A 25,704-nucleotide genomic window follows, 5' to 3' on the forward strand; every position below is an offset into this window, starting at 1 on the left:
TTTTATCATTTCGTTTCACTTTCCCATACTAATTTATGCAACAGAGGACGATTTTTTGCCTGCGGAAAATCTCCGCAGAAAATACACAAGCACCGCGATAAAACAGACCAGCGAGGCCGTGAACGCCGTCTGCATCGAACCCGTGGCATCGGAAATAAGACCCTGAATAACGGGAATTACGGCTCCGCCGATAATCGACATCACAATTACAGCACCTGCGGTTTCCGTATGACGCTTATCGCCAATCGAATCCAGCGTACGGGCGTAAATCGTCGCCCAGCACGGACCGAAAAGGCCGGAAGTAAGAATAGCCGCGTAAACAGCAGTCATGTTCGGCACAAAGATTACATACAGCAGTGCCGCCACGCCCAGTACGGAATATCCGATCAGCACCAAATCTTCGTTAAGTTTGGTCATCAGTACATTTGCCACAACTTTCCCGATAAAGAAAGCCACAAACGCATAAACCATAAAATTCGCCGCTGTCCGTTCATTAAGCGAGTCATCAAGAGTCAGGGCCAGACGAATCGTAAAAGACCATACTGCGGTTTGCATTCCCACATACAGGAACTGGGTTACGATTCCTTCCCTGAATTTTCCGTTTCGCACAAGATATTTCAGCGTTTCACCGACTGTCGCTTTTGTTTCTGCGGTTTTTGCCACCGGCTTGGAATGCGGAAACTGTGTAATGGCCACAAGAATGAACAGTACCGCAAGCACCAGAATAATGAATCTGTAAGGCTCCAGTGTGCGCTGAAGCATTTCCCTGGCAAACTGCGTCTTGTTTTCTCCCGTCAGACTGCCAAGCTGTTTATGCAGTGCCTGCCCTTCGGTAAAAATAAGATATTTACCCAAAAGAATCCCAAAAATCGATCCCAGGGGGTAAAAGGTTTGCGAGATGTTCAGCCGCAAAGTGGCGAAACGGCGTGGGCCGATCATCGCCGAATAAGTATTGCACGACGTCTCAAGGAAAGACAGTCCCACGGCAATTGCAAACAAAGCGGCCAAAAACACCGAATAGGTGGCCATATGCGAAGCCGGGAAAAACATCGTACACCCAATGATATAAAAGCTCAGCCCAATCATAATTCCGCATTTGTAGGTCCATTTGCGAATTATCCGCGAAGCAGGAATGGCGAGCACGAAATATCCGCCGTAAAAGGCAGACTGCACAAATGCCGAAGCAAAATCAGACAGCTCAAAAATGGATTTAAACTGTGTAATCAGCACATCGTTCAGACTTGCCGCGGCACCCCACATCGGAAAACAGATCGAAAGCAAAATATACTGTATAAGCGGGGTACGGTCCAGATAACCGTCTTCAAGCTGCTGCGAAGGATCTTTAATCAAACCAAATGAAGTATTTTTCTTTCCCATTTCTTCACCTACCCCAATAAAGCTTTTCCGGCCGAAGCGCCGATACGCGACGCCCCCGCCTCAACCATTGCCCGATAATCCGCTGCGTTGCGAATTCCGCCGGCTGCTTTTACGCCAAAATTTTCACCTACTGTTTTCCGCATCAGTTTCACTGCTTCGACAGTTGCCCCGCCGGAGGAAAATCCCGTGGATGTTTTTACAAAATCGGCACCGGCCTTCACCGCAGCCCGGGAAGACGCGATTATCTGTTTTTCATCCAGAAGACACACTTCAAGGATTACTTTTACGGTATTTTTGCCTGCAGCGGCTTTAACGGATTCTATTTCCCTCCGCACGGTTTCCCAATCGCCTTCTTTTACGGCACCTATATCAATCACCATATCGATTTCCGTGGCTCCGGCGGCGACAGCTTTTTCCGTTTCGAATACTTTTACGTCAGTAGTGCAGGCTCCCAGGGGAAAACCGACTACCGTACATACTTTTACATTCGTTTCCGAAAGGCGGCGGGCACAGAATTCCACCCACTTCGGATTTACACATACCGCACCCATTGCAAGTTCTTCGGCTTCATCACACAGGCGCGCGATATCGCTCTCCGTTGCGTCAGGCTTGAGCAGCGTATGATCAATAATACCCGGATTGTTCATCATTAAACTCCTTTGTTTGGAACTGCCGGTACAGACATTAAACGGTATGGCAGCATTGGCAGACCATCTTCGCCATCGGGGCACAAAGAGCGCGATTTACCGTTTTACCTGCGTTTATCGAAGAAAAATTCAGACAAAACAAAAGAGATTCGGCACATCGGAACATATTGTGCACAAACGTGCTTCACGCGCAGAAGAAGAAATCAGTCGGTTTCCCGCAGCACACTCCGAGCCGTAGACACATCGGTAACAAGGCGGTTTACATATCCGTTTTGCAATGCCGCGGCAATTACCGGAACTTTTTCCCTGCCTCCCGCAACTAAAATTTTCTGCTCCATATGCCGCACCTGCGGAAGCGTAATCCCCAAAGTGCGGTTGTTTAGATCGGGAATGCAAATCCGTCCTTTTTTGTCAATAAAACGAGAACAGATATCACCCACGCTGCGTTCCAATAAAATTGCCTTTTCGCGGGCGGAAAGGCTGCTGTCGAGAATCAAAGCCGAATCGCTTTTGATATCACCCACCGTGTAGACAATGATCCTGGCAGAATTAATCAAAGCCACAATTTTACGGATATGCCCACAGGCCAGTAATTTATTCTGCGCCGAAACGGAATGGGAAAAAGTGGGTACTTCCAAACCAACTGTTTGGGCATTAAACGCAGAGGCCATTCTGAGCAGCATTTTTTCGGAAGATCTCTGTGCAGGGCACGACAAACCGTTGGAAACCTGCACAATTTTCACACCGCTGCGTGGACTGTAATCCAAAAATTCCGCCACCGCCCGCAATGTACGCGAAGGAACTACTCCGATCAGATCTCCGTCACGCACAATTGAACGCAAGAGTTTCGCCCCCGCGCGTCCCAATGCCCCGTAAAGTGCGACGGCTGTGGGCTGATTTGAACTCACCAGTACCACGTCACGCAGATTAAAACGTTCCGTGAGCGAAGCGACAAGCGTTTCGTCGTATTCGCGCGGGTCAATTACCTGCATTCGAACAAAACCCCGCCGTTTCGCGTGGGCAAGCAGTTTTGACACGGTAGGACGGGCCACATGCAGCCGCTGTGCCACCTGGGCCTGCGTCAGTCCCGAGTAATATAATTTAGCCGCATCGATAGACTGAATATCGTGTGTATCCAAGCCAAAGTACCGCTCCATCCTACCCCCTTTCCTCTGCCATTATATTTCCCATTCAACCGGGAAAAAGAAAAAACAAACATAGGCACAACGTCCCTGACAAATCCTGATAAATGTATATCTTTTTCCCCGGGGAAAAAAAATTCCCGCCTCTTTTTGCCAAATAAACGAGCTATTCCCCGGCACTTAATTTATTGTTTATAGTGTGGGCAGGTTCCCATATCTTAAGAAAACTTAATCACCGACCCTGTCGGTGAGAGGAGAGCTGTAAGAATGAGTAAATTCAGCGGCGGCAAAGCTATTTTCCGCCTCTTTTCCGAACAGGCAGACCATCTGCAGACCGCAGCCGACGCACTTACCCTGGTTGCAAACGCAACCCCCGAAGAACGGGTTGAACTGAACGCCAAACTTCATAAAATCGAAAACAAAGCCGATGAGGCCAGCCACGCCGTACAGCACTTAATCAACAAAAGCTTCGTACTCCCCTATGACCGAATTGATCTGTTTACGCTCTGTCAGACCATCGACGACTGCGTAGACCTGATTGACGAGGCCGGCGACAATATGGTGCTCTACAAAGTCGGGGAACTTCCCCGGGGCGCACACAAACTGGTCCAGATCATTTCCGAATGCGCAGCCGCAACCACGCAGGCCATGCACCGCCTGAACAAGCTGGACGACACCATGCGCGCCTACTGGGTGGGAATCAACCAACTGGAGAATCACGGCGACACCGTATACCGCAGTCTGATTTCCGACCTGTTTTCGGCAGACGGACACCCGATGGAACTGCTTAAAATGAAGTTCGTGATCGACAAACTGGAATCGGCCATCGACCGTTTCGAGCATCTTGCCGGAGTCGTAGAATCCATTGCACTCAAGGAATCCTAATGACACTTACTTTAGCTCTGGTTCTCACAGTTATTTTTGTGGCCCTGGCATTTGATTTCACAAACGGGTTTCACGATGCCGCAAACGCAATCGCCACTTCGGTTGCCACCCGGGCACTGACTCCGCGCCAGGCCCTGTTCATGGCGGCGGTAATGAATTTTATCGGCGCACTGCTCGGAACGGGAGTTGCCGAAACCATCGGATCCGGAATTATCGGCCCTCCGCAGGACAATCACGGCTTAATTATTGTTCTGTCCGGACTTGTCGGGGCGGTTGTCTGGAATCTGATTACATGGTGGTTCGGTCTGCCTTCCTCTTCATCCCATGCCCTGATCGGCGGGCTGATGGGGGCGGGTTTCTCCGCATCTGCGGATGTATTTTGGGGAGTAATCGGAATGAAAGTCGTAATTCCGATGTTTCTTTCCCCGTTTATCGGGTTCACCCTGGCATTTATTTTCATGAAAATTGCGCTTTACATCTGCAGAAACTTCACATACAAACGCACAATGCGCAACTTTCGCCATGCCCAGACGCTGTCGGCGGCACTGATGGCACTCGGCCACGGACTGCAGGACGCGCAGAAAACAATGGGCGTGATCGTACTCGCGCTCATTGCCGGCGGCTACTGGCATGAAACGGGTATCCCCACCTGGGTAAAAATATGTGCGGCAAGCGCAATTTCGGCAGGCACATGCACAGGCGGATACCGAATCATGAAAACTCTGGGGCAGAAAATAATTGATCTCGATCCCGCCCACGGGTTCGTTGCCGAGGGTGTGGCGGCGTCTGTGCTTTACACCACCGCTTTCCTCTGGCATGCTCCGATTTCAACCACGCACACAATTACTTCCGCAATTATGGGCGTGGGGGCAACCACCAGAAAATCCGCGGTACGCTGGGGAATAGCGGGAAATATCGTTGGGGGATGGTTCCTCACGATCCCCGCTTCCGCCGCAGTATCCATCATCACTTACGGTTTGCTGCACGGTATCGCATAGCACCGGTTTGCACTCCGCACTGCCGGATCCGCCCGGGCGGATCCGGTCTTTTTTTTGGAGTCTGCCTCAAATTGCCCTGTTTCGGATTTCCCTATTCCAGATTTCCCGCCGTCAGCATCTCACCGGCAGCCTTAAACTCGCGTGCCGTGCGCAGCATAGCCATATTTCTCCGCGTCACTTCGGTTGCCAGCGGATGGGTATCCTCGGTAATCCATACGGGCGCAACAGTGGCCGTAAAATCCGTGAAACGCGCGGACATACGCAAAACTTCGGCAAAATCCCCGCGGAAATTACCCTTAAAAACTTCGTCCCACTGCGCCTTCACCGTTTCCGGACGGGGAACGAGGGAAATGCGCTGCGGATCGGCGGTGGCAAAAAATGCGGAAGCGGCAGCAAAACGCTGCTCCGCATCCGAAAAATCGCGGCGGGTCCATTCGCGCAGCAGAAATCCGCGCCACAGAATTCCCGGCAGCGTCTCAGCCGGGGATTCTGCCCAAAAATCGGCGAGCGCATCAACCCCTTCTTCGTCGATCAACAGGCTTACACGCGCAATTACTTCTTCGGGCACCGCCTGAGCCGTTGGCAGGGGAACTACCGCCTGCGCTCCGGCATGGGCCAATTCGCTGCTGTAGGCAATATCCACGCCTCCCTCAATCAGATCAATCTGACCCGGTTTCAGCTGTGCGGGACGCCGCGGCCGATAGCGATTCATTCCGTCCTCCCTGCATTTTCCGAAATAAACCGGATACGCTTTTCCGTTTTCCTCCGGCCTGCCTCGTTTTCGCCCTCCATACGGTGCATGGCGCGAAAATGAGCAAACTCACTTTTATGCATTTCCATTCCGGTCTTTTCGGGGGTTAAAATTATTTAGCGTTGCATGGGTTATTTTAACTCAACCGGTGTTTGACGCAAAAGGGCCTCTAGCTCAATTGGCAGAGCCGCGGACTTTTAATCCGTAGGTTGTGGGTTCGAGTCCCACGGGGCCCACCGTTTCCCCGGAACGCGCTGCGTTCCGGGGAATTTTTACTGCTTTATTGCTTTTCTCTGCCGCGGCCGCTTCCGCCGCCGCTTTTATCTCCCGCGGGAAGCGAGACAAGCACCACTGCAAACGAGATCGCCACCAGTCCGAACAGTTCTCCCGGCGAGGGCACCTGATGCAGCAGGAGAAAACCGACCAGAAGCGAAGAAGCCGGGTACAGCGAAGCAAGCAGGGCATAGACGGAAGTGGAAATATAACGCATTACGGTTACTTCCGCCACCACGGGGATAACGGAAGAAGACACGGCCACCGCCAGCATCAGCAGCAGCAGCCTGGTATCGGAAACAATCGGCATAAAATCAGGCACGGCCAGCGGAAGATAAAAAATACTGCCGGCAGCCATTCCGACCGCAAGGGAAGCCGGGCCGTCCCCGCGCACTGCCACTTTCCGCCCCAAAATCATGTACGCCGCCCAGCACAGACCGGAAAAAATACTGAGCAGAATACCTTTCTGCACGCCCGGGTCGGTATAATCCACGCCGACCCACGAAATAGAGAAAACACCGACCAGCGCCACAGCCAGCCCGCAGCGCACGCGCAGACTGCGTCCCGTCAGAAAAGAGATCACAACCGGGCCCAGATACTCCAAAGAAACGGCCGTCCCCAGCGACACATAACTCACTGCATAGTAAAAAACCACGTTCATTGAGGTCAGGGCAATGCCGAAAAAAACCGCGGAAAAGAACTGCCGCCGGGTCATTCGGGGACGCAGAAAGATGAGCAGCACCGCCGCGCCGAAGGTGAAACGCCCCCAGGCGATGGCGCCGGCATCCGCGTAGGGAAAGAGCTTCACCGCTATCCCGGCTCCCACATACTGCACCACAGCCGCAAAAATAATCGCCAGCGAAGCGAATACGACCGTAAACCGAGAATTTTTTAATGCCACTTTTCCGACCCCACTCAATAAAAACACACAGCGGAAAACGGCAGTCCGTCTTCCGCACACAGCAAGCCTACATCACCGCCCCGGGCGAAACTAAAGCCGGTTTTAAGATGTGATCAGTTCCCGGGTTTTTCCCCGGCGGAAGGACCCCCGGCCTCCGTCTTGGCATCATGCGCACGTTTCGCGGAAGGGTTTTTTGCGTCTTCGCCGTCCGTCTGCGCATTATCTGTATTGTCTGCGGATTTGGCTTCGCCGTCGGCGTCGGCGTCGATAATCTCCGAAATTTTGCGGTTCCGTTCCGCGAAGGCTTCCTTTCCGGGACCGGAGTATGCTTTTTTCCGTTCTTCGTTTTTCGCCGATCCACTGAACAGCGAAGCCTCATGCCCTTCGCGCACATCGCTTTGCACTGCGCTTTCACTTTGTTTGGAATCTGCGGCGGGAAGATCCACATTCGTCTGCACCGAAGGGAGTGTATCCATCCGCAGCGGGGGAAGAACACCGGTCTGTGCGGGTACGGACGAAGGATAGAGCTCATCAAGTTTTGCCAGTTCCTCGGAGGAAAGAATAACGGTGCGCGACTGCGTGTCCGCGCCCGGCTGCTCCTGCCCGTATTCGGTATTTTTCGGTGCCGAACCGTCTTTCCGGGGCGTGGGCGTATCGCCCGGAAGAAACTTATCCGGCGTTTCCGCTTCAAGGCGTTCTTCCATCATCGACTCTGTTTTTTTCTTTTCCGTGCTGAAATTTACCCGGTCGTACTGCGCGAAACGCATCCGCGGAATGGCCTGCCGTGCCTCGTTCTGAATCCACAGCACCATTTTTTCCCGCAGATAATTCTGCAGATCCGTAAGCGTGCCCGAGTCCTCCGCGGAAACCACGGCACGCAGCAGCAGAAATTCCCTGTGCACTTCCTTTACCTGCAGCACTCCCGTTTCCCCGTCCCACAGGTCGGTGTTGCGCAGCAGGAATTCAAGCTGTCTGCGGGCCAGGCCGATCGGTACCGCCCAGTCGACTTCCCATGTGACTTCGCCAAGCATCTGCGGTGCGCGGCGCGTCCAGTTTTCAAAACTTTCCGTGGTCATCAGTTTTGACGGCACAATAATCCGGCGCCCGTCCCAGACGGCGAGCACCACGTAGGTAAGCGTGATTTCCTCAACCGAAGTGTAGTCCCCGTTGTATCTGACGATATCCCCCACGCGGATCGAGTCCGAAAATGCCAGCTGCAGCCCGGCAAACACATTGCTCAAAGTAGTCTGTGCGGCAAGACCGGCGACCACCGAAAAGACACCCGCGGACGCCAGCAGCGATGCGCCCGCTGTTCTGGCCTGCGGGAAGGTGAGCAGCGCGCCTCCCAATCCGAGCAGCCAGATTGCGGCCACAATCACCCGGTGCAGAATCTGCGTCTGCGTCTGGACGCGTTTCGCCCTGCGTTCCGAAGAGCGCAGCATTCGGCTGTGAATCAGCTTCACCGCGCCGTTTACCATACCTGCCGCAAACCATGTTCCGGCAACGATAAAGAGAATCATAAAAGCATGGTCGAGAACCGTAAACCACTGCGGAATATTTTTCTCTTCCGCCACCGAATTCAGAATAAAAAATCCGATCCACGCACCCAGGACGGCGAAACCGAAGGTCACCTGTTTTGCCGTTGCGTCAAAAAACGGTTTGAAATTTATGCGGTACGAGGAGAGGAAACGCCCGATCCCCAAAAGCACCAGCGACACGACCACGCCCACAACCAGGCCCACACCCACAGACAGAATCAGCTGCAGGATATTGAATGTGGTCTCGACTGCTTCCGCGGCAATTTCCCCACCGGTGGTATCGCACAAATAGTTCATACTTAAAGGTTAATAAATTCCGGATTTTTTTGCCGTTTTATTCGCGATTTTCCGCTCCCGGACCAAACGTGAGTAAAGGCACAGCAAAATCGGTTTTGCATTTAGCCTTATTTATCGTTATGCTAGTATCCGTTCCACCAGCGGAATAAATTGCCCCTATCGTCTAGTGGCCTAGGACACCGGCCTTTCACGCCGATAACACGGGTTCGAATCCCGTTGGGGGTACCGGCTGAAAAGCCGATGCACGCCGGTGCAATCCGGCCCTGTAGCGCAGTTGGTTAGCGCGCCGCCCTGTCACGGCGGAGGTCGCGGGTTCAAGTCCCGTCAGGGTCGCGAAAAACATCCCGGTTCATCCGGGCGTTTTTCTATCCGGCTCTGTAGCTCAGTTGGTAGAGCGAACGACTGAAAATCGTTAGGTCACCGGATCGACGCCGGTCGGAGCCACAGCCAAACCCCTTGGACTGCCAAGGGGTTTTCTGTTCCCGGCAGACTTTCCCATATTCCGGGTTTCCCGCAGACTATCCGCTTTCCACACCTTTTTCCGGAAGCGGCCCGAACACGGAATTTCCGCCACCCGGCGGGGAAAGAGTGCACTCCTCTTTATTTTCGACTATTCTGGCATTATAACTGCGGACTGTGTGTCCGCACTCCGTACCCACATACGGCAGACCGAGGAGGACCCGTGGAGAAAAAAAGAGCCACCGCCTGGGCGGTACACGCATTCACCCTGTCAGGGTTAATTTTTGCTTCTCTTGCCACACTCGCAATCATCGAAAACAGCCCGAAAATGATGTGGCTCTGGCTTGGCATTGCCATGGCCGTGGACGCCGTGGACGGAACGTTCGCCAGGCGCGCGCGGGTAAAGGAAATCATACCGTGGTTCGACGGCGGAATCGTAGACATCGCCGTCGATTATCTCACCTGGACTTTCCTCCCCGCCGTATTCATGTATCTCTTCCTGCCTCTGGGCCCGAAACCCCTGGCAATGGTGATTATGATTCTGGTTCTTGTTTCCTCGATGTTCTGCTACGCAAACGAGAACTGGAAATCAACCGATTTTTATTTCGTCGGCTTCCCCGCAGCCTGGAATATCGTTGCGGTTATCCTGTGGATTGTGCAGACGGGAGCCGTATTCAACGTTCTTGTCACCGTGATTCTCGCGGTTCTCACCCTCGTTCCCACATACTACACACACCCGTTCCGCGTAAAGAAAATGATGGCAGTCAATATCGCAACCATCACGCTGTGGATTCTCTCCACCGCCGTATTGGTTGCCGTGTACCCGAAGGGAAACACAGGTGCGTGGTTCGTGTTTTGGGTCACGGGGGCGTGGTTTATGATTACGGGCATAATCCGCACGGTAAACGGAAAGGCGGATACCGAAGCCGCGGCCGGCGCGGAACGACACTAAACACCGGCCGGTCTGCGCAGAACCCGCGACACCTGCCGGTCGCGGATCGCCCGGTACAGCTCCAGCAGGATGGCTGCGGTAATCATTCCCGCCACAACCAGATTCACGAAAAAAGGATAATGGTCTCCGTGCGACCAAAAATAGATATACGGGGAAATAAAGGTAACCAGCGTGACAATCATTCCGACAAAACGGCGCAGACGCGTCTTTCCGACCACAAATTCCAAAATTCCCCATGTGTAGGGAATCGCACTGACCACGTCTATCCCCCACAGCACCCACACATTGCCGCGAAAATTCGGCACCCACAGCACGGGCAGCGCCCGCAGCAGAGAATAAATCAAAATTACGGCGTATGCGACAAACGTGGGGGAATGCATCAGCCGAAACGCGCGCGAACGCTCCAGAACTTCCACTTTTGCCTCACGCAGCATTGCGTAACACGCAGTTGAGACGGCCTTGGAATCAATTCCCTCCAGATGGAACCGCACCCATTCTTTTTCCGCTTCCGTCCCCGAAAGCAGACGGCGCAGGAGCGTTACGGGACTTACTGCCACGGGAATCAGCATCTTAGTGCCCGGATGGCGCAGACGCATATCCGCAGGGACGGGAGTGCCCGGGCCGGCGGTAACAAACACATCTTTTCCCAAACATTTATGAAGATCTGCCAATTTCTCCGGTTCGATCAGAGAAACCCACAGCAAAATTCGCCTTTCGATGGAGTCGCGGAGAACTTTGCCCAGTGTTTCCGCGCCGCCCGGGGAAAAACTGCCGGGAGTAATCCTCCCCGGGATATCTATTTCCCACACCTTGGAAGAAGTAAGCGAACCGATTCTGTCCACCCCCGAGACTTCCACCAGAATCTGCGGATCAAACACCGCCTCATGCACAAGGTGAATGTCCGTAACTGAATAAAGGGTAAACACACTGTAATTCTGCCATGAACACGGGAAAAGCAAAAACCGGCTTCCGCCGCGGCTTCTTTTGTCCGCTTTGCGCTTCGCGGTAGAATCGATGGTATCTGCCAGAGGAGAGTCAATGAATGCACATTTACCTTTCTGCCGCTATGTCGGGGAACTACGCAGCCGCGGACTCCTGAGAGGAGAATCTGCCACGCATGGCGCGCAAAATACGCAGATCGGATACATCACATACGATTCGCGCCGGGTCCGTCCGGGCACTCTGTTTATCTGCAAAGGCGCGGGCTTTAAGGAAACTTACCTGGCGGACGCGAAAAACTCCGGTGCGGTGGCATACGTATCGGAAACCAAATACGAAAACGTTGACCTGCCGGCACTGACCGTTTCCGATGTGCGGGAGGCGACAGTGGTGCTGGGGCAGATGTTTTACGGGCACGTAACCGACCGCCTGACTACCGTCGGAATCACGGGCACAAAAGGCAAAAGCACCACCGCATACTATCTGCGTGCGATTCTGGACGCCCAATTTGCCGCAGAAGGCCGCAGGCCGGCCGCGATTATGTCTTCCATCCATACTTTTGACGGCGTTTCCGAAACGGAATCGGATCTGACAACACCGGAGCCTCTCGAGCTGTACGCGCATTTTCAAAACGCATTCGATTCCGGCCTGACGCATATGATTATGGAAGTGTCTTCCCAGGCGCTGAAATACGGACGCGTACAGGGAATGTCTTTTGACGTTGCCTGCTTTCTGAATATCGGCGAAGATCATATCAGCCCGGTCGAACACCCTGATTTTGCCGATTACTTTGCATCCAAACTGAAAATTTTCAGCCTGGCCAAAATTGCGTGCATCAATGCCGATTCGGACCGTTTTGCACAAATTGTGCAGGCGGCGGAAAAAGCCGGCGCGGACGTGGTCACGTTCGGAAAAAACGGCGCGGACGTGCGTATTTCCAATATTCGGGTTCTGAGCGGCGAGATTGTTTTCAGGGTTGATTCACGCAGCTTCCGGGGAGATTTCAGTATCACCATGCCGGGCGTGTTCAATGTGGAAAACGCCGCGGCGGCAATTGCCGTTGCACAGTGCCTGAACGTGCCCGAACAGTACGTGCGCGAGGGGCTGCGAAAAGCACGCGCCGAAGGGCGGATGCAGATTTACAAAAGCGCAGACGGCCTGGTTACGGGGGTCGTCGATTTCGCCCACAACAAAATGAGCTTCCGCGCCGTGTTTGACACCATGAAGCAGATGAATCCGCAGGCGCAGATTGTTGCCGTTTTCGGTTCGGCAGGCGGAAAAGCCATCTCCCGCAGAAAAGACCTGGGGCAGACGGCCGGCGAATACGCCGATTTTGTGATCCTCACCGAAGACGATCCGGGCAGTGAACCGGTTGCGGATATCTGCGCCGATATTGCCCGCTATGTGAGCTGCCCGTACATGACTGTTCCCGCGCGGGACGAGGCTATTGGGAAAGCAATTCTGGGCGAATATCCGCACAGCGGAAACGCTTTGCCGCGCGTTGTGCTCTGTTTGGGAAAAGGGCACGAAAGTACCATGAAATATGCCCGGGGCCCGGAAGTTTTTCCTTCCGACTCCGTGCTGGTGCAGCGTTTTCTCGCGCAATACAACGCTTTGCACGCCTAGATTCCTTATCCGTCCGGGAATCTTCCGCCGTTTTCAGGCTAACATTTGCACCTTTTTTATGAAAGAATGGAGATGTCTTCATCTATGTGCTTATCGGCCCGGACGAAGTTTTTCTCCGGACGGACCTCTAAGGAGTGCTATTTTGCATACTAACGGACAGCGCAGCGGGAGCGGGCGCACAGTCTCACCGTCGGAAAAAAATCTTACGGAGTCTTCCGATTCGGCGGGCACGCTCATCGGAAAGATTACGGCCCAGTTTTCGGCCCTCGTACGCGACGAAATCAGGTTTGCGTCACTGAACGCAAAAATGAAAGTGCTAAAAATCGGACTGGGGGGAATACTTCTTGCCTGCGCGGGCGTGCTTGCGCTGTATCTGCTCGAAATGCTGCTGCTGGCAGCCGCTTTCGGTCTGTCCGCCGCTGTCCCCCTCTGGCTTGCATTCCTCATTATGGCAGGGATTTTGCTGGTGACGGTTCTGATCCTGGCACTGCTGGGGATCAGGGCGCTGAAATCCTCGCGCCGTCACGCGGTAAATCCCAAAGCCGGACTGGCCAAAGACATTGCGGTTCTGAAGAAAGGAATTAAAAAATGACTGCTTCTACCGGGAAAACGGATAAGGAACTGCAGGCCGAAGCCCGTCTTGCCGCACGGGTAAAATGCGCCGCCGACTACGAAGCCCCGAAGGAAGACAGACGCAGCGCCGAAGAAGTTGCCGCAGACATCGCCCGCACGCGCCTGGAACTGGAAGCCACGGTTGACGAACTGACGAACTGTCTTCGTCCGCAGAATCTGCTCCGCACGGCGAAAAAGGAAATTTCCTCCCTTGTCTGCCGGGCGGCACACGGTGAAGTCAAACCGTGCGTGATTGTGCTCGGTGCGGTTTTGGGGCTGGTTTCCCTGACCGTGAAAGTCTTCCGCCGCTGAAAGACCGAAAGAGCGCTATCCGCTCCCGACGGCACCGATTCGGCTGCCGGCGTATTTTGGGTACTTTTTTCTCACAACTTTGGCATTGCATGGAGATTCGCGAAGTTTCAAGGTATCCTATTCATCAGAGAAAAAGAAAATGAAATTCGAGCACCAGGTGCTCCCGTAGAATGATGAGGGGGGTCGACCCAATGGGGCGCGGCCGTCAAAGAGCCAAACAGCGTAAAGTTGCACGAAATTTGAAGTATTTTAGCCCGGAAACGGATTATGCCGCTTTGGAACGGGAACTGAAAGCACAGGGCAAGGACGCGGCGCACCCACATTCTGACTCCGATCGGGATACCGGTGAATACGCCGACGAATACGAGGCATACGCCGAGTATGCCGCAAAATACGGCGTCGACGACTACGACGACGACTGCGAGGGCGAAGAGGACGGACGCTGCGCAGAATAGTTCCGGATATCTCCGAAAAGCGGAAGATAGCCTTCGATATCTGCGCGTATTCCCGATTTACTGATCGTGTTACGGTCCGTTTCTCTGCCAAGTACCAGATTCAGCCACGTCACTGCGGGCATTTCCACCACATTCGGCGGAGTCCCGCGTCTGTGGTTCACACCCGGCAGAGCCTGCGCGGCTCCGCACGGCGGGATTCTGATTTCCACCGCTCTGCCCGGGTGGCGTACGGCAAACTCTTCCAACGTATAGCGCACGGCAAGACGCAGCCGCGCCGGGGAAAGTGTCTCTCCCTGCGCGAACTCCATCAGTGCGGCATGCCCGCTTTCGGTATCTGTTTTGCGTTTCAAGCTATCTTTTCTTTCCGGAGGGATACGCCTCTGCTCTCTCCCTTTTTATTGCGGAATAAAAACCAGACCGCGGTTTAGGAAAGTGAAAATGAAATCCGCGATTTCTTCGCGCCCCAAATGCGCCACAGCCAAATCTCCCGCAGAAAGTTCATAATCCGGGTATTCTTCCGGGCGCTCCAAAACACGGCGGGAGAACATCCATGTTTCCGCAATGCTGCGCACAGCCGAAACCATCGCCGCCGCACTGAGATGGGCCGTAACGAGAGTGCCCGGAAACTCCGTGTCGTCCGCCGCGGAGCGCCCGTGGGCGGAAGCCACCATTTCCAAAAGTATCTCATCAAATTCCAGCAGCTTCACATTTCCCGGTTCACCTGCAAGATCCCCGATCCGCACAAAAATATACAGATCCGGATCCCCCTCGATAAAATCAAGAAACGTATTCACCGCCGCATAAATTTTCTCCCGCGGCAGGGAGAAATCTTTCATTTTGGTTTTTATCTCCCGCACCAATTCCGAGATCACGCGGGAACCCACCTCATACTGCAAAGCGGTTTTATCCGGAAAATAACGGTACAGAATTGATTTTGACGTGTGCGAATACTCCGCAATCCGGCTCATCGAAATCCGGTAACCGTATTTGCGCACCGCACCGATCGCGTCTTCGGTAAATTTGCGCATCCGCGTCTCACGGTGCTTTACCCACCGCAGTGCCCGGCCGTCGGTCTTTCCCGCATTTTTTATAGCCATCTGCCCGTTTCCCTTTATAGATCCCGTTTCCGTAATTCTATCCCAATGCGGGCTGTGAACACACCAAAAACACAATCTGCGGGGAAATAGGTCAGAGGAAGTCTTTTGTTTCCGTCAGCCTGTGCATCACTTCCAGGTATCGGTTGCGCGTTTTCTCCGTTATTTCCCGAGGCAGTACGGGAGGATGGGTGTGTGCGGAGGAATCCCACCCGCATTCTTCCGACATAAGCCAGTCACGGATTATCTGCCGGTCGTACCCCGGAATCTGTTTTCCGGGGCAGTAGTCGCGCGCCAGCCAGTAGCGTGAGGAATCCGGGGTCAGAACTTCGTCTCCCAGCACAACTTCCTGCGTGCCCACCTCCGAAGAAATTCCGAATTCCAGCTTTGTGTCTGCCAGAATCAGCCCTTTTTCGGCGCACAGAGCGGCGGCCGTTTTGTAAACCCGGGTTGCATTCTCCCGGACCATCACGGCATTTTTTTCTCCGATCAGCCGCACCGATTCGGAAAACGGAATGTCGATATCGTGCCCGCCGGCTCTGCCTTTAATCGACGGGCAGACAATCGGCTCGGGCAGCTTTGAGGCCAGTTCCAGGCCCGGGGGCAGCGGTACGCCGGCTACCGTGCCATGTTCCGTGTATTCCGTGTACGCACTTCCCGCCAGATATCCGCGCACCCGAAATTCAAGCGGAAACATCTGCAGTCTTGCCGTAATCATCGCTCTGTGCGCAACCATGCGCGGTACATCGGCGGAAATAAAATGATGCGGCACAATACCCGACAGTTTGCTGAACCACCATTTGCTCAAAGCGGTTAAAATTTTCCCCTTATCGGGGATCGCGGAAGTCTGCACATGGTCCATAACACTGATCCGGTCGGAAGACACCTGCAAAATCACATCCGGCCCGTAAGGGGAATACTGTGTGGCCGGCACATACAGATCCCTGATTTTTCCCGCATAAATCCGCCTCCAGCCGGGAATTTGCGCACCCGGCACAGATACATTCCGGTCCATCGGTTTCCCCCTATCCCGGATTTCGTCTTCGTAATCCGATTGGCTGTCTGTGCGCAGCAGAAGCTAATCCAAACAACTGCTTTTAATTTAACAAAACCGAGCCCGCTTTTACAGTGTTCTCTTTCCGTGGACGGCTGAGGGGGCGAACCGACAGTCCGCCCCCTCAGTGAGTTATCCCTTTATATGCGTTTACTTTGCGTCTGCAATACGCTTCTTCAGGTTCTCCAACTCCTCACGGACTGCTGCCGGAAGTTTATCGCCGAACTGGCTGAAGTACTTCTCGGTATCTGCCGCTTCTGCTTCCCAGGCCTCGGGATCAAGCGTGTACATTGTCTCCCAGTCGGCATCGGAAACACCGGAGCCCTCCAGGTTGAAATCTTCACGCTTCGGGTACAGACCGGTCAGTCCTTCGACTGCCTCTACCTCACCGGCGCTCCGGCGCACGATCCAATCCAGCACGCGGGAGTTCTCGCCGTATCCCGGCCAGAGGAACTTGCCGTCCGCATTCTTGCGGAACCAGTTGACCTGGTATACCTTCGGGAACTTGTCTCCCAGAGCCTTCTGCATCTCGAGCCAGTGACCCCAGTAGTCGGCCATGTTGTAACCGCAGAACGGAAGCATGGCGAACGGATCGTGACGCAGGGCTCCCGCCTTCACGTCAAGCGCGGCGGCAGTGACTTCGGAAGATACGTTTGCGCCGATAAACACACCATGCGCGGGCGTATACTGTTCGGCAACGAGCGGCACGTTGGTCGCACGGCGTCCGCCGAAGAGGATTGCGTCAATTGCAACGCCTTCGGGAGCTTCCCAATCGGGGCAGATGATCGGGCACTGCGAGGCAGGCGTGGTGAAGCGGGAATTCGGATGTGCCGCCTTCTTGCCCGCAGCCGTGTCGGCCTTTGTGAAATCGTTGCCCTGCCAGTCAATAAGGTGCTCAGGCTGTTCGCCGTCAATGCCTTCCCACCACACATCGCCGTCGTCGGTCAGAGCGACGTTTGTGAAGATGGTGTTTGCCTTCATGGTCTCCATGGCCATCGGGTTCGTGTCGTACGAAGTTCCGGGGGCAACGCCAAAGAATCCCGCCTCCGGGTTGATTGCGCGCAGACGGCCGTCTTTTCCGGGACGCATCCAGGCGATATCGTCACCCACGGTTTCCACTTTGTAGCCCTTGATGGTCGGCTGCAGCATGGCCAGATTTGTCTTTCCGCAGGCCGAGGGGAAGGCTGCGGTCACGTGATACTGCCTGCCGGTCTTTTCGTCGGTCAGACGCAGAATCAGCATGTGCTCTGCCATCCACATATCGCGGCGGCCCATTGTGGAAGCAATGCGCAGTGCGAAACACTTCTTGCCCAGCAGCGCGTTGCCGCCGTAACCGGAGCCGAAAGACCAGATTTCGTTCGTCTCGGGGAAGTGGGTAATGTACTTTTCGTCGTTGCAAGGCCACGCAACGTCTTTCTCGCCGTCGGCAAGCGGAGCGCCCACGGAGTGAACGGCGGGAACCCAAGGCTTGCCTGCCGCAATCAGCTTCAGTGCGCCTTCGCCCATGCGGGTCATAATGCGCATATTCAGCACAACATAGGGAGAATCGGTCAGCTCAATGCCCAGCTGGGAAATCGGGCCGCCCAGCGGACCCATGGAGAAGGGCACCACATACATTGTGCGGCCGCGCATTGCCCCGCGGAAGACGCCCTTTTCGCCAATCAGCGTTTCTTTCATTTCCTTCGGATCCGCCCAGTGGTTTGTCGGGCCGGCGTCCTCTTCCTTCTCGGAGCAGATGAAAGTACGCGATTCCACACGTGCCACGTCGGAGGGAAGCGAGCGGGCGAGGAACGAATTCGGACGCTTTTCCGGATTCAGACGGATCAGCGTGCCCGCCTTCACCATTTCTTCCGAAAGGCGGTCCCATTCTTCCTTGGAACCGTCTGCCCACTGAATATCTTTCGGCGTGGTCAGGTTAGCGATCTTCGTAACCCATTCCACCAGTTCCGCAGGGGCGGATGCCGGAGCTCCCGCACGTACTTCTTCGACTGTATATGTCTTTTCGGTCATCGCATTTCCTCCTAGAAAGTAGGCGATGTTTAAGATGGATGTTTTCCATTTACATTATCTACCGCAACACCCTTTTAATGCTGGGACTATCGGCTGTAGGACTTCTGGCTCCACTCCTCGGCCACGGCAGGAAATCCCCGCAAGTGCTTACGTTTCCATTATTCCACGGACCCGGGGAAAATACAGTCCGAAAAGAAAATCCCCGCTGTTTTCCGCTGTGGATTTTTACTGTGGATTTTCCGCAATACGGTTTAAACTGAAAAGGCAGCGGCAGACATTTCAGTCCTGCCGCCGGCGGAAAAATTGGAGAATTTTATGAAACATACCCGCAAACTTGCATTGCTCGCCGTTGTGCCTCTTGCACTCACGCTCTCGGCGTGCAAATCGCAAAACACGGTTGCAATCGGCACCGACGGATCAATGACGGTGACTATGGACATCAGAGACGACAAAGGCCTGCTGAAAATGGGCGGTGTTGACTCGTGCGACGTTTTCGGACAAAAAATAGACGAGTCGGTAGGGTCCCTGAAGCAGCGGCAGACAGACACGAAAATCGAAGACCTGAGCAAAAACGGGGTGATGGAGTGCCGGTTCACCGCCTACCGAAATGCCGCCGCGGACGGGAAAGTGCTCACGGAAACCGCAAACAGCTATATTTTCCGGGTCAGCCCCGGGCAGAGCGGGACAGCCACGGCACAGAGTGCGCAGACACTGAAAAACCTCGGTCTGGATTTCACGCTTACGGTACAGATGCCGGGAAAGATACTGCGCGCGCAGGGAGCGGAAATCAAAGGCAACACCGCCACTTTTAATTCTCTTGATATTTTCACCAAAAAGACCGTGGTAGAAGGAGAAAAGAAACCGACCGGCGGGGAAAAAGCCGTCCCCGCGCAGAAAAAGGCGGACGCGGGGGAAACCTCTCCCGGGCATAACGCGGCGTATATGTGGCTGACCGGCGGGATAGCGGTTCTTGCCGTTTTCCTGGCAGCCGTCTTCTTCTTTGGCCGGAAAAAGAAAAACAGAATGCAGGACTACCGCGCTTTCTCCCGTCCGCAGGCAGGGGAAAATGCACAGCCGGCCGACTTCTTCGACAGCTTTTCGCCGCAAAATGCCGATACGCGGCGCGCAGGGGAAGAAACCGAATAAATGAAATCGGCCGGCGGAGCGGGTCTCAGACCAAAGGCGTACGCACTATTGTCTGCTCCCGCTCCGGTCCGACGCCGACTGCGGAAATGCGGCAGCCGGAGAGTTCTTCCAGGGCGAGAATATAGTTTTGTGCGTTCCGGGGCAGATCCGTGAAATTCCGGCACCCGGAGATATCTTCTTCCCATCCGGGCAAATACTCGTAAACCGGCCGGACGCGGTGCATTTCGGACTGCAGGGCAGGCATATCTTCCATTCTTTTCCCGTCCGCTTCGTAAGCCGTGCATACGGGAATTCTGTCTTTGCCCGTGAGCACGTCCAGCTTCGTAATTACCATGTCCGTCAGAGAATTCACCATCGTCGCGTAACGCGCCACAACAGCGTCGTACCAGCCGCAGCGTCTGGGACGCCCGGTCGTCACGCCGTATTCCCTGCCCGCTTCGCGCAGCCAATCCCCTTCGCCGTCCGTCAGTTCCGTGGGGAAAGGTCCTTCTCCCACGCGCGTCAGATACGCTTTTGACACTCCGACCACGCGGTCGATCCGGCGCGGGCCCACGCCGGAACCGGTGCACGCTCCTGCCGCCGAACAGGACGATGAAGTCACGAACGGATAAGTGCCGTGGTCAATGTCGAGCATTACTGCCTGCCCGGCCTCAAATACGACCGTTTTCCCGCAGTCGAGGGCATGATTGAGCTCCGCGGTTGTGTTCATCAGCATCGGACGCAGGCGGTCGGCGAAAGACAGCAGTTCCTCGGCGGATTCGGCAGGATCGCAGGTCTGCCCGGTGAAGCGTTCCAAAATCGGATTTTTCCTCGCAAGCGCGGCTTCCGTTTTCTGCCGCAGCGTAGGCGGATCAAACAGATCCTGCACCCGGATGCCGATTCTGTCCATTTTGTCGGCGTATGTCGGACCGATTCCGCGCCCGGTTGTGCCGATTTTGTTTTTTCCGAGCATCCGTTCATTTGCCGCATCCATTTTCCGGTTGTAGTCGGTAATTATGTGTGCGTTGGGAGAAATGCGCAGTTTTGACGTGTCAATTCCGCGGGCGGTGAGGTCTTCGATCTCCGCAAAAAGAACCTGCGGATCCACAACCACGCCGTTACCGATAACGGGCGTGCAGTTTGGGGTGAGAATCCCGGCGGGCAGCAGGTGAAGGGCGAATTTTTCGCCGTTTACCACGACTGTGTGTCCCGCATTGTTCCCGCCGTTGAATTTTACGACGTAATCAACTTTTGTTCCGAGCTGATCTGTTGCTTTTCCTTTACCTTCATCGCCCCACTGTGCGCCCACGACAATTATTGCCGGCATACCATTCACGCCCTCTGCATTAAGCTTTCCGTCTGCGGAAAATTTTTGTGTTTCTGTTATTCGGTAAAACGGACGCAGCCGCCGTGTCTGTGCGGGCCGCACGTGACGCCTTACTTCGTAAGCGTACTGTGATTCCGCACATCAGGCAATAACATCCGTATTATAAGAGAATTTTTTCCAATATACGGACAGGCGAATTGTCTGAGAGCGCGGACAGCCATGCAAACGCAGACAAAGCGGAAACAGGCAGACGGGGACGCCGGGGCGGGAGGCGCGGAATACAGACCGCGGCGAAGAGAAAGGAAAAGTAAAGCGGCCCCGGACATAACACCGTCCGAAGCCGCCCATATCTGCGGAAAAGCAGAAATTTACTTCATCTTCGTTCCCACGGAACCGAGACGCTCGCACGCCTCCACCACGCGGGCAGCCATGCCGGCTTCGGCGGCCTTGCCCCACGAACGCGGATCGTACTGCTTCTTCACGCCCACTTCGCCGTCAACCTTCAGCACACCGTCATAATTACGGAGCATCCAGTCCGCAACCGGACGGGTGAAAGCATACTGGGTATCGGTGTCCACATTCATCTTAATTACACCGTTGGCCACGGCAGTTGCGATTTCTTCCGCGGTTGATCCCGATCCGCCGTGCATTACCAGATCAAACGGACGGTTGCCCGCATTGAACTTGGCGCCTACCGCCTCCTGGATCTCGCCCAAAATCTCCGGACGCAGCTTCACTGCCCCGGGCTTGTATGATCCGTGCACATTACCGAAAGTCAGCGCGGTGATGTAGCGGCCCTTTTCTCCGAGTCCGAGGGCTTCGGCCGTCTTAATTCCGTCTGCCGGTGTGGTGAACAGCTTCTCGTTGATTTCGGCGCGCACACCGTCTTCTTCGCCGCCGACAACGCCGATCTCAATTTCCAAAATGGTATTCGACTTCTGGGACAGAGCCAGAAGCTCCTGTGCGATCACAAGATTTTCGTCGAGCGGAACGGCCGAGCCGTCCCACATATGCGACTGGAAGAAGGGGTCGCGGCCTGCCCGGACTTCCTCCGCTTCCAATTCCATCAGCGGACGGATCCAGGAATCGATGTTCTGCTTTGCGCAGTGGTCGGTGTGCAAGGCCACGGTCACGGGGTAGTTCTTTGCCACCTCGCGGGCGTAAGCCGCCATTGCCAGAGAGCCGGCCACACGGTCTTTCACCGTCGAGCCTGCCCAGTATTCGGCACCGCCGACGGAAACCTGAATGATACCGTCGGATTCGGCCTCCGCAAAACCCTGCAGGGCCGCGGTAAGCGTCTGGGATGAAGTTACATTGATTGCGGGATATGCAAACTTGCCGTCTTTCGCACGGTCAAGCATATGGGCATAAACTTCCGGTGTTGCAATAGCCACGAAATACTCCTTCTTTCGAGATTGACACTTTCATTATCGCACTAATTCCGTATTTGCTCTAGGTAAATGGACCCGCAAATTATTTCAGCGCAACGGGCTCCGTGAAACATTTCCCAAGACGTCCGGAAATACGTCACCCGTAAATCATTTCTCCCCGGACACCCAAAATATCTCCGGACGCTGGGACAATATAAAAATACGGACACCCGGGCACACATAAGTTGTCAATTAACGTGGCATTAGACACATAAAAATGTAATAATTAGACCACCGGCAGCAGACGAAGGCGGCGCAAATCCCGCCGTACGGACGCTGCCAACTACCACGTGCAACGGATTTTCACTGCTTGCACTTACATTGGGGAAAGAAATTGACCCGACATTCAAGGAGGAATAATGTCGAAGTTTAAGCGCTTCGCAGGGCTCACGCTCGCTGCCGCACTCACAATGGGCACAGTTGCTGCTTGCGGCAGTTCAGACTCCGCCAAAGGCGGCAAAGGAAAAGTTTACTATCTGAACTTTAAGCCCGAACAGGAAGAGGCATGGAAGAAGGTAGCCCAGGCCTACGAAAAGGAGAAGGGCACAAAGGTCAAGATCGTTACGGCCGCGTCCGGCACATACGAAAAGACTCTGAAGACCGAAATTGAAAAGGAAGACGCCCCCACGCTCTTCAACATTAACGGTCCGGTCGGCTACCAGAACTGGAAGAAGTACACCGCGGATCTGAAGGATTCAAAGATTTACAAGGAGCTCTCCGACCAGTCTCTCGCCGTGAAAGACGGTGACGGCGTGTTCGGCGTTCCTTTCGTGGTTGAAGGCTACGGCATCATCTACAACGACGCCATTTTGCAGAAGTATTTCGCACTGCCCGGCGCAAAGGCAAAGTCCGTAAAGGAAATCAACAATTTCGACAAGCTCAAGGCAGTTGCCGAAGATATGCAGGCGCAGAAAGACAAGCTCGGCATCAAGGGCGCATTTGCCTCCACTTCGTTTGCCCCCGGCGAAGACTGGCGCTGGCAGACCCACCTTGCAAACTACCCCGTCTACTACGAGCTGAAAGACAAGAAAGTGTCCGACAGCAAGAAGCTCGACTTCAAGTATGACAAGGAATACAAGAACATTCTTGACCTCTACACCAAGAATTCCACCGTCGACCCCGCGCAGACTTCCGCAAAGACCGTAACCGACTCCCTCGCGGAGTTCGCTCTCGGCCAGGCGGCGTTCATCCAGAACGGAAACTGGGCATGGGGCCAGATTTCCGGCGTTGACGGCAACACCGTTAAGGAAGGCGACATCCACTTTATGCCGATCTACACGGGCGTAAAGGGTGAGGAAAAGAACGGTCTGGCAATCGGTACCGAAAACTTCATGTCGGTAAACGCCAAGGCTTCCGAAGCCGACCAGAAGGCATCCCTTGATTTCCTTGAGTGGCTCTTCACCTCCGACAACGGCAAGAAGATGGTGGCCGAAGACCTCGGCTTCATCGCTCCGTTTAAGTCCTTCGGCGAAAAGGAAACCCCGAAGGATCCCCTCGGCAAGGAAGTTGCGAAGTACCTGAACGACAAGGATCTCACCACGATTCCATGGGTCTTCACAATCTTCCCCTCCCAGGAATTCAAAGACGGCCTCGGCCAGCAGCTCGGACAGTATGTTGCGGGCAAGAACAGCTGGGACAACGTGAAGAAGTATTTCGTAACCGAATGGGCCGCACAGAAGAAGTAATCGCCGTTTCGGCAATTAACTCTTAAGAGTCAGAGTGGGTGACGCAGCACGGCTGCGTCACCCACTGTGAAGGGGGGAGGAATTATGACTCAAACACTGAAAAAATACTTCCCGGTGTTTGCCGGACCGACGCTTATCGCATTTCTGATTGCGTTTTTGGCGCCGTTCTTTATCGGCCTGTATCTTTCATTTACGGAATTTACCGCAATTTCCGATGCGACATGGGTTGGATTTGCGAATTATCTTGAAGTATTCACCGCACGTCAGGGTTTCATCACCGCTCTTCTGTTTACGGCACTGGTTTCGGTAGTTTCGATCATTACCGTAAACGTGGGCGCTTTTGCTCTGGCATACCTGCTCACGCGCAAGCTGAGGGGCACGAACTTTTTCCGCACGATTTTCTTCATGCCAAATCTGATTGGCGGAATCGTACTGGGCTACACCTGGCAGGTAATGCTGAATTCAATCCTTTCCAAATGGGGACTGACTCTCCTTGTGGACTGGAAATTCGGTTTCATCGGTCTGATTTTGCTTACCAACTGGCAGCTCATGGGGTACATGATGATTATTTATATTGCCGGTCTGCAAAATGTACCTCCCGAACTGACCGAGGCGGCTACCATCGACGGTGCCGGCAAAGGGCAGATTTTACGTCACGTAACGTTGCCGATGGTTGCTCCCTCCATCACTATCTGCCTTTTCCTTACGCTCGCCAATACATTCAAGATCTACGACCAGAACCTGGCACTCACTGCCGGTAATCCGCTGGGGCAAACCGAAATGGCCGCCCTGAACATTGTGAAAACAATGTACGACAAGTTCAATCAGCAGGGTATCGGGCAGGCGAAAGCCGTTGTGTTCTTCCTGATTGTGGGTCTGATTGCATTCATTCAGCTACGCTTTACCCGCTCCAAGGAGGTCGACCGGTGAGCAACGACATCGCAAAAGTTAAGAACACCGAAAATACAGGGCGAAAAGTCGGCAGAGGGATTCTGTTTATTCTGCTCACCGTTTTGGCAATACTTTTCCTGGTGCCGATCATCTTTATTTTCATCAATTCCTTCAAAGGAAAGTTCTACATCTCCGACTCCCCGTTCTCGATTCCGATGGGGAAGAATTTCACGGGACTTGAGAATTTCCGGACAGGTCTGGAATTGTCCGGATTTTCCTCCGCGATCTTCTGGTCTTTCTTCATCACCATTCTTTCGGTGGTGGCAATCGTGTTCTTTACGGCAATGACCGCCTACTACATAACCCGCGTCAAAAACAGGTGGACTTCGGCAATCTACTATATGTTTGCCTTCTCCATGATCGTGCCGTTCCAGATGGTGATGTTCCCAACCGTGAAGCTCGCGGATATGCTCTCGCTGAACAGCCCCTGGGGAATGGTTGTGCTGTATCTGGGATTCGGCGCCGGTTTGGCAGTATTCCTTTACTCGGGATTCGTAAAGTCCATTCCGCTGGAAATCGAAGAAGCCGCACTGATCGACGGCTGCTCGCCGCTGAAGAACTACTTCAAAGTAGTTTTCCCGCTGCTGAAACCGACTGCGATCACCGTGGCGATTCTGGAAGCAATGTGGGTCTGGAACGACTACCTGCTTCCCTATCTGGTGATCGGCGTATCCACCAAATACAAGACGATTCCCGTCGTGATTCAGATGCTCGTCGGATCCAACGGAAACCGCGACATGGGCGCGCTGATGGCAATGCTCGTGCTGGCAATTTTCCCGATTATCATCTTCTATCTTCTCTCGCAGAAATACATCATCGAAGGTGTGGCTGCCGGTGCGGTAAAGGGATAATCGCGTAAAAGAA

At 54.2% G+C, this 25,704-nt stretch carries 24 protein-coding genes and 4 tRNA genes; 15 read left to right on the top strand and 13 right to left on the bottom strand.

Annotated elements, in window-relative coordinates; translation table 11 throughout:
- Nucleotides 1-33 precede the first annotated feature (33 nt).
- From fucP to HMPREF1631_RS04470, 3 genes are all read right to left on the bottom strand, one after another.
- Entirely contained in the window at nucleotides 34-1,377 is a 1,344-nt protein-coding gene (fucP, locus tag HMPREF1631_RS04460) for an L-fucose:H+ symporter permease (RefSeq protein ID WP_052047091.1), read from the bottom strand.
- 8 nt (nucleotides 1,378-1,385) lie between these two features.
- Nucleotides 1,386-2,027: a deoxyribose-phosphate aldolase gene (gene deoC / locus HMPREF1631_RS04465; protein WP_369794732.1), complete on the bottom strand. Its 642-nt coding sequence runs from the start codon at nucleotides 2,025-2,027 to the stop codon at nucleotides 1,386-1,388.
- Between the two features lie 200 nt (nucleotides 2,028-2,227).
- Nucleotides 2,228-3,181 (bottom strand): sugar-binding transcriptional regulator, encoded by a 954-nt coding sequence (locus HMPREF1631_RS04470; RefSeq protein ID WP_034232938.1) that lies wholly within the window; start codon nucleotides 3,179-3,181, stop codon nucleotides 2,228-2,230.
- Between the two features lie 252 nt (nucleotides 3,182-3,433).
- Here HMPREF1631_RS04470 and HMPREF1631_RS04475 point away from each other — a divergent pair, with 252 nt between their 5' ends.
- Both HMPREF1631_RS04475 and HMPREF1631_RS04480 read left to right on the top strand, forming a co-directional pair.
- Nucleotides 3,434-4,051 carry a DUF47 domain-containing protein gene (locus tag HMPREF1631_RS04475; protein ID WP_034232940.1) on the top strand — a complete coding sequence of 206 codons (618 nt, stop codon included), beginning with the start codon at nucleotides 3,434-3,436 and terminating at the stop codon, nucleotides 4,049-4,051.
- A complete protein-coding gene (locus HMPREF1631_RS04480) occupies nucleotides 4,051-5,049 on the top strand; it encodes an inorganic phosphate transporter (RefSeq protein WP_034232942.1) in 999 nt (332 codons plus the stop codon). Before HMPREF1631_RS04475 ends, HMPREF1631_RS04480 begins: the two co-directional genes overlap by 1 nt.
- Nucleotides 5,050-5,140: 91 nt before the next feature.
- Here the strand turns inward: HMPREF1631_RS04480 and HMPREF1631_RS04485 are convergent, their stop codons facing one another.
- Nucleotides 5,141-5,761 (bottom strand): hypothetical protein, encoded by a 621-nt coding sequence (locus HMPREF1631_RS04485; RefSeq protein WP_034232944.1) that lies wholly within the window; start codon nucleotides 5,759-5,761, stop codon nucleotides 5,141-5,143.
- Nucleotides 5,762-5,963: 202 nt separating this feature from the next.
- Between HMPREF1631_RS04485 and HMPREF1631_RS04490 the strand changes: the two genes are divergently transcribed.
- Nucleotides 5,964-6,036, top strand: a tRNA-Lys gene (locus tag HMPREF1631_RS04490).
- Between the two features lie 44 nt (nucleotides 6,037-6,080).
- On the opposite strand, the gene HMPREF1631_RS04495 is transcribed toward HMPREF1631_RS04490, so the two are convergent.
- Together HMPREF1631_RS04495 and HMPREF1631_RS06820 are read right to left on the bottom strand one after the other, a co-directional pair.
- Nucleotides 6,081-6,974 carry a DMT family transporter gene (locus tag HMPREF1631_RS04495; RefSeq protein ID WP_034232946.1) on the bottom strand — a complete coding sequence of 298 codons (894 nt, stop codon included), beginning with the start codon at nucleotides 6,972-6,974 and terminating at the stop codon, nucleotides 6,081-6,083.
- A 113-nt stretch (nucleotides 6,975-7,087) separates the two neighbouring features.
- Nucleotides 7,088-8,809 carry a mechanosensitive ion channel family protein gene (locus HMPREF1631_RS06820; protein WP_052047092.1) on the bottom strand — a complete coding sequence of 574 codons (1,722 nt, stop codon included), beginning with the start codon at nucleotides 8,807-8,809 and terminating at the stop codon, nucleotides 7,088-7,090.
- A 152-nt stretch (nucleotides 8,810-8,961) separates the two neighbouring features.
- Between HMPREF1631_RS06820 and HMPREF1631_RS04505 the strand changes: the two genes are divergently transcribed.
- The 4 genes from HMPREF1631_RS04505 to HMPREF1631_RS04520 all read left to right on the top strand — a co-directional run bounded on the left by HMPREF1631_RS04505 (nucleotide 8,962) and on the right by HMPREF1631_RS04520 (nucleotide 10,220).
- Nucleotides 8,962-9,034 (top strand) — tRNA-Glu (locus HMPREF1631_RS04505).
- 34 nt (nucleotides 9,035-9,068) lie between these two features.
- Nucleotides 9,069-9,142 (top strand) — tRNA-Asp (locus tag HMPREF1631_RS04510).
- Nucleotides 9,143-9,180: 38 nt separating this feature from the next.
- Nucleotides 9,181-9,253, top strand: a tRNA-Phe gene (locus HMPREF1631_RS04515).
- Between the two features lie 238 nt (nucleotides 9,254-9,491).
- A complete protein-coding gene (locus tag HMPREF1631_RS04520) occupies nucleotides 9,492-10,220 on the top strand; it encodes a phosphatidylcholine/phosphatidylserine synthase (RefSeq protein ID WP_034232948.1) in 729 nt (242 codons plus the stop codon).
- On the opposite strand, the gene HMPREF1631_RS04525 is transcribed toward HMPREF1631_RS04520, so the two are convergent.
- The gene (locus HMPREF1631_RS04525) at nucleotides 10,217-11,146 is read right to left on the bottom strand and encodes a hypothetical protein (protein ID WP_034233293.1); all 930 of its coding nucleotides are present in this window, start codon (nucleotides 11,144-11,146) and stop codon (nucleotides 10,217-10,219) included. The genes HMPREF1631_RS04520 and HMPREF1631_RS04525 overlap by 4 nt on opposite strands.
- A 112-nt stretch (nucleotides 11,147-11,258) precedes the next feature.
- Here HMPREF1631_RS04525 and HMPREF1631_RS04530 point away from each other — a divergent pair, with 112 nt between their 5' ends.
- The 4 genes from HMPREF1631_RS04530 (at nucleotide 11,259) to HMPREF1631_RS04545 (ending at nucleotide 14,164) form a co-directional block, all read left to right on the top strand.
- Nucleotides 11,259-12,785: a Mur ligase family protein gene (locus tag HMPREF1631_RS04530; protein WP_034232954.1), complete on the top strand. Its 1,527-nt coding sequence runs from the start codon at nucleotides 11,259-11,261 to the stop codon at nucleotides 12,783-12,785.
- A 142-nt stretch (nucleotides 12,786-12,927) separates the two neighbouring features.
- Nucleotides 12,928-13,377, top strand: a complete 450-nt coding sequence (locus HMPREF1631_RS04535; RefSeq protein ID WP_198017373.1) for a phage holin family protein — start codon at nucleotides 12,928-12,930, stop codon at nucleotides 13,375-13,377.
- Complete coding sequence (locus HMPREF1631_RS04540; protein ID WP_034232956.1) at nucleotides 13,374-13,709, top strand: DUF3618 domain-containing protein; 336 nt, start codon at nucleotides 13,374-13,376, stop codon at nucleotides 13,707-13,709. Before HMPREF1631_RS04535 ends, HMPREF1631_RS04540 begins: the two co-directional genes overlap by 4 nt.
- Before the next feature lie 191 nt (nucleotides 13,710-13,900).
- The gene (locus HMPREF1631_RS04545) at nucleotides 13,901-14,164 is read left to right on the top strand and encodes a DUF3073 domain-containing protein (RefSeq protein ID WP_034232963.1); all 264 of its coding nucleotides are present in this window, start codon (nucleotides 13,901-13,903) and stop codon (nucleotides 14,162-14,164) included.
- Here the strand turns inward: HMPREF1631_RS04545 and HMPREF1631_RS04550 are convergent.
- From HMPREF1631_RS04550 to HMPREF1631_RS04565, 4 genes are all read right to left on the bottom strand, one after another.
- Nucleotides 14,116-14,514: a sterol carrier family protein gene (locus tag HMPREF1631_RS04550; RefSeq protein ID WP_369794733.1), complete on the bottom strand. Its 399-nt coding sequence runs from the start codon at nucleotides 14,512-14,514 to the stop codon at nucleotides 14,116-14,118. The two genes, HMPREF1631_RS04545 and HMPREF1631_RS04550, sit on opposite strands and share 49 nt — an antisense overlap.
- 45 nt (nucleotides 14,515-14,559) lie before the next feature.
- Nucleotides 14,560-15,261, bottom strand: coding sequence for a TetR/AcrR family transcriptional regulator (locus tag HMPREF1631_RS06825; RefSeq protein ID WP_052047099.1), 702 nt, complete (start codon nucleotides 15,259-15,261; stop codon nucleotides 14,560-14,562).
- Nucleotides 15,262-15,352: 91 nt separating this feature from the next.
- Complete coding sequence (locus HMPREF1631_RS04560) at nucleotides 15,353-16,273, bottom strand: phosphoribosylaminoimidazolesuccinocarboxamide synthase (RefSeq protein ID WP_034232965.1); 921 nt, start codon at nucleotides 16,271-16,273, stop codon at nucleotides 15,353-15,355.
- Nucleotides 16,274-16,462: 189 nt separating this feature from the next.
- Nucleotides 16,463-18,322, bottom strand: a complete 1,860-nt coding sequence (locus HMPREF1631_RS04565) for a phosphoenolpyruvate carboxykinase (GTP) (RefSeq protein ID WP_034232967.1) — start codon at nucleotides 18,320-18,322, stop codon at nucleotides 16,463-16,465.
- A 315-nt stretch (nucleotides 18,323-18,637) separates the two neighbouring features.
- On the opposite strand from HMPREF1631_RS04565, the gene HMPREF1631_RS04570 reads away from it, so the two are divergent.
- The gene (locus HMPREF1631_RS04570) at nucleotides 18,638-19,468 is read left to right on the top strand and encodes a hypothetical protein (RefSeq protein WP_034232968.1); all 831 of its coding nucleotides are present in this window, start codon (nucleotides 18,638-18,640) and stop codon (nucleotides 19,466-19,468) included.
- 25 nt (nucleotides 19,469-19,493) lie between these two features.
- Here the strand turns inward: HMPREF1631_RS04570 and HMPREF1631_RS04575 are convergent, their stop codons facing one another.
- Together HMPREF1631_RS04575 and fbaA are read right to left on the bottom strand one after the other, a co-directional pair.
- On the bottom strand, nucleotides 19,494-20,774 hold the full coding sequence (locus HMPREF1631_RS04575) for an adenylosuccinate synthase (protein WP_034233301.1): 1,281 nt from the start codon (nucleotides 20,772-20,774) through the stop codon (nucleotides 19,494-19,496).
- Between the two features lie 368 nt (nucleotides 20,775-21,142).
- Nucleotides 21,143-22,168 (bottom strand): class II fructose-bisphosphate aldolase, encoded by a 1,026-nt coding sequence (gene fbaA, locus HMPREF1631_RS04580; RefSeq protein ID WP_034232970.1) that lies wholly within the window; start codon nucleotides 22,166-22,168, stop codon nucleotides 21,143-21,145.
- 395 nt (nucleotides 22,169-22,563) lie between these two features.
- Between fbaA and HMPREF1631_RS04585 the strand changes: the two genes are divergently transcribed.
- The 3 genes from HMPREF1631_RS04585 to HMPREF1631_RS04595 all read left to right on the top strand — a co-directional run bounded on the left by HMPREF1631_RS04585 (nucleotide 22,564) and on the right by HMPREF1631_RS04595 (nucleotide 25,691).
- Entirely contained in the window at nucleotides 22,564-23,889 is a 1,326-nt protein-coding gene (locus HMPREF1631_RS04585) for an ABC transporter substrate-binding protein (protein ID WP_034232972.1), read from the top strand.
- 84 nt (nucleotides 23,890-23,973) lie between these two features.
- Entirely contained in the window at nucleotides 23,974-24,819 is an 846-nt protein-coding gene (locus HMPREF1631_RS04590) for a carbohydrate ABC transporter permease (RefSeq protein ID WP_034232974.1), read from the top strand.
- A gap of 59 nt (nucleotides 24,820-24,878) precedes the next feature.
- Nucleotides 24,879-25,691, top strand: coding sequence for a carbohydrate ABC transporter permease (locus HMPREF1631_RS04595; protein WP_369794735.1), 813 nt, complete (start codon nucleotides 24,879-24,881; stop codon nucleotides 25,689-25,691).
- The last annotated feature ends 13 nt before the right edge of the window (nucleotides 25,692-25,704 follow it).

This window comes from Arcanobacterium sp. S3PF19 (assembly GCF_000758825.1).
Taxonomy (GTDB): domain Bacteria; phylum Actinomycetota; class Actinomycetes; order Actinomycetales; family Actinomycetaceae; genus Arcanobacterium_A.